The sequence below is a fragment of the Autumnicola tepida genome, from assembly GCF_031846485.1.
In the GTDB taxonomy this organism is placed as follows: Bacteria; Bacteroidota; Bacteroidia; order Flavobacteriales; family Flavobacteriaceae; genus Autumnicola; species Autumnicola tepida.
Genome location: NZ_JAVRHQ010000055.1, coordinates 1 through 3,541, shown reverse-complemented (window position 1 = coordinate 3,541; position 3,541 = coordinate 1). Strand labels below are relative to the sequence as shown.

The 3,541-nt window shown below is 36.1% G+C and carries 3 protein-coding genes; 2 read left to right on the top strand and 1 reads right to left on the bottom strand.

The annotated features are described in order from the left end of the window. Together RM553_RS19170 and RM553_RS19165 are read left to right on the top strand one after the other, a co-directional pair. Positions 1-1,241, top strand: a 1,241-nt coding sequence (locus RM553_RS19170; protein ID WP_311536577.1) for a T9SS type B sorting domain-containing protein, incomplete at its 5' end; no start/stop codon positions are given. 10 nt (positions 1,242-1,251) lie between these two features. Beyond that, positions 1,252-2,178, top strand: a complete 927-nt coding sequence (locus RM553_RS19165) for a PorP/SprF family type IX secretion system membrane protein (RefSeq protein ID WP_311536576.1) — start codon at positions 1,252-1,254, stop codon at positions 2,176-2,178. A 1,120-nt stretch (positions 2,179-3,298) separates the two neighbouring features. On the opposite strand, the gene RM553_RS19160 is transcribed toward RM553_RS19165, so the two are convergent. Continuing rightward, positions 3,299-3,541, bottom strand: a 243-nt coding sequence (locus RM553_RS19160; RefSeq protein ID WP_311536575.1) for a hypothetical protein, incomplete at its 5' end; no start/stop codon positions are given.

Here is a 3,541-nt window from a genome sequence, read left to right as displayed (position 1 = left end):
GTGATGGCGATGAAGTCGATAATGGTTCCGATCCGCTTGATCCATGTGATCCTAATCCGGATAATGAAAATTGTTCTTCAGGAGACAATGACACTGATGATGATGGGCTGACCAATGATGAAGAAGTTGATCTTGGCACTGATCCCACCGATCCTGATACCGATGATGATGGTATAAATGATGGCGATGAAGTAGATAATGGTTCTGATCCGCTGGACTCATGTGATCCAGATACAACAGCCGGGTCATGTGATCAGGATGAGGATGGGCTCACTAATGATGAAGAAGTTGATCTTGGCACTGATCCTGCTGATCCTGATACCGATGATGATGATGTAAATGATGCCGATGAAGTTGACAATGGCTCCGATCCGCTTAATCAATGTGATCCCAATCCAGATAATGAAAATTGTCCTTCAGAAGACAATGACACTGATGACGATGGAATTGATAATGAGGATGAGAATGATATAGGCACTGACCCCACCGATCCTGATACCGATGATGATGGTATAAGTGATGGCGATGAAGTAGATAATGGTTCTGATCCGCTTAATCCATGTGATCCCAATCCGGATAATCAGAATTGTTTTGGAGAAGCCAATCTTTCTGTCATAAAGTCTGCAAGCAGCAGTAATCCAACAGTTAGTAGTAATATTGAATTTACAATCAGGGTTGCAAATAACAGTGATTTCCCCATTACCGATATTATAATCGATGAGCAGCTTCAGAGTGGTTTCAAATTCAGGGAAAGTGCTGCCACTCACGGAAATTATAGTCCAGTTGCGGGGGAATGGACTATAGAAGAACTTGAGGCAAATAGCATGGCAGAATTGATTATTGAAGTAGAAGTCCTTCCTAACGGAAACTATGAAAATACTGCTCAATTAAAAAGTTCCACACCTGGAGATATGAAACCAGATGATAATATGTCCTGGCTTCAGATAGATCCTTTATGTATTTTCATATTCAACCAATTCTCACCAAATGGGGACGGTACCAATGATTATTTTAAGATCAACTGTATTGAAAATTACCCTAACAATCGGCTTGATATATATAACCGCCATGGAAACAAAGTGTTTGAAGCCCGGGGATATTCCAATAGCTGGAATGGTAATTCCAATACCGGCTTTTCAATAGGAAGTAATCAGCGGGTTCCCAACGGTACTTATTTTTATGTATTGGATCTTGGAGACGGCACTCCATTAATTAAAGGGTGGGTTCAAATAATCAGATAAAACAGATAAGATGAAAACCGGATATATTCAACTATTAATTTTATGCTTTAGCCTGCTTTTAAGCTTTACAGCAACCTCGCAGATAGAGCCACAGTTTACTAATTATATGTATACCGTTCAGCAGTTTAACCCTGCATTCGCAGGGGCTGTTACAAACGGATCGATAACAGGTGTAATCAGAAGCCAGTGGGTGGGAATAGAAGGCGCTCCGGAATCTCAGTTTCTGTCCTATTTAGGGCCTGTTTCGAATGGGAAAATGGGTGTGGGCTTGAACCTTATTCACGACAAGGTGGGGCCATCATCTTATAAATCCTTTTCAGCATTATATGCTTATAACCTCCGAATAAATTCAACAACCACAATTTCGTTAGGTATTAATGCCGGGGGATCGCTTCTTGATATCGATTTAACAGAGGGTGATTTTGAGAATCCTGGAGATATTGCACAGAATAATTTAAACAATGAATTCTATGCAAAAGTTGGAGCCGGCGCAATGGTGTATAACAGAAAATGGTTTGCAGGTTTTTCTGTGCCGAATTTTTTCAAACAGGATTTTTACGACAGTGAAATAAGAAATGTAGTCGCTAATAAACTTCAGTTCAATGTACTTGCCGGATATCAGTTTGAACTGAATCGGAATTTAACTTTTAGACCTTCGGTATTGGCCAATATTATAGAAGGAAACCCGATTACTTTAAATGCAAATGCCAATTTTTTACTCTTTGGACGTTTACATTTAGGTCTTGGCTACAGGTACAACGAGGCTTTAAGTGGTCTCGCTGGTTTTCAGATCTTAGAAAATCTGCTGGTAGGATATTCCTATGATTATGGAACAAATGACTTTAGCAATTATCATGACGGCTCTCACGAGATCGTTTTAAAATTCAAGTTTAAAAAGCAACCCTATAATGCAGGGAATGCCTTAAACTCTTTTTAAAGTTTTCCCCTATTTCTAGATTGACTCATTTAATAAAGATGGGTCAATCTTATTTTTTATTACACTATAGCTTGGAAGCGTCATAAATTATTACTGGTAAAGACATTGAATAGCTGTTATAGTGTTTTTTCCCCCGGAAATCACATTATTCAATTAAGTTGTATAGAGTAGTTTTCTCTGTCCCGCCATTGCTGTCATTTTAATCTTTATTTCATTTACTTTTTTTATCCGGTGCATTTTCCTTTGATTATTTTATTACAATTAAATTAAGGTTGGCATCATCTTTCCGAAATGAAAACAGCCTGCTCTCCTTTTCATTTACTTCTTTCAGAGCCGTACACATTACCTTTTGATGTGGCTTGACATTTCAGGATTTGAAATTAGGAAAGGCCTTATAAAAAGCGGCGCGAAGCAAAGCGGCTTTATGCAGGCCGCTAATTTTAAATCCTGTTTCTTTCGCATCAAAAGGTAAGGCATCTGAAGTTATTAGAGTAAGGTGAATTTTGAAAAATATTCTTCCAAAGAAAAAATCTGTTCTTAGTTCGAATCTGCGGACTTGAGCCAAAAAAGTTAATGCCTCTCTTTATTATTTCAAACCATCCTCTTTTTTGGCTCGTGTCCAAGACTATAGGACGAACCGTTTTCCCTGAGATATAATGGAAGGAAAAGTGGTGAGGACCAAATTATAATTTTAAGCTTCAAATCAAAATTTTACTAAAAAATTAGCTTGTTTATAAGGGCTTCAGAAGTTTTTTAGTAAAAAACCGCAATAGCATCATCTTTTTATTAAGCATAACAAATTGAATTACAATATGTTGTAAATGAATAACATCGCGCAGCGTGTTATCGTCTTGCTATTCCCCCTTTATATTTAACATAGTAAAATTTGATTAATATTAATTAATAACATAACCAGCATTTATCCAGATATAACATGTTGTACACAATTATTTTATGAAAATTCTGCTATTATTTTCGGTTTCTTCTTCACACAGCAAACTTTTGCTCAAACAGAAGATTTACCAATCATATTCATAGATAATTTTTCTGGAAAAGTTATTCAACCACATTATGAATTTAATTCAGGTAAAGAAAACAATAACTTTAAAATTCTAACATACTATATTGAAAGAGGAGAATGGCTTGCACAAGAAACTATAACAATTGACTTAAACGAAATTGATAGGATTTGAACTTCAAAAATTTTGTTTGCTACAGAAATTTTTTGCATTGTCAAAAGTGGAATTTTTTGAACTGTGACAGTATATGCAATGGAGAAGAAAAAGAATATTATTCTGATGGAAAAATAAAACTTATGTGTGAATTTATAAATGGCAAATTGATAATAATGTAATTTACAATT

What these genes read in the sequence shown, in the direction of transcription:
- RM553_RS19165 (WP_311536576.1), top strand. Translation starts at nt 1,252, where the DNA reads ATGAAAACCGGATATATTCAACTATTAATTTTATGCTTTAGCCTGCTT.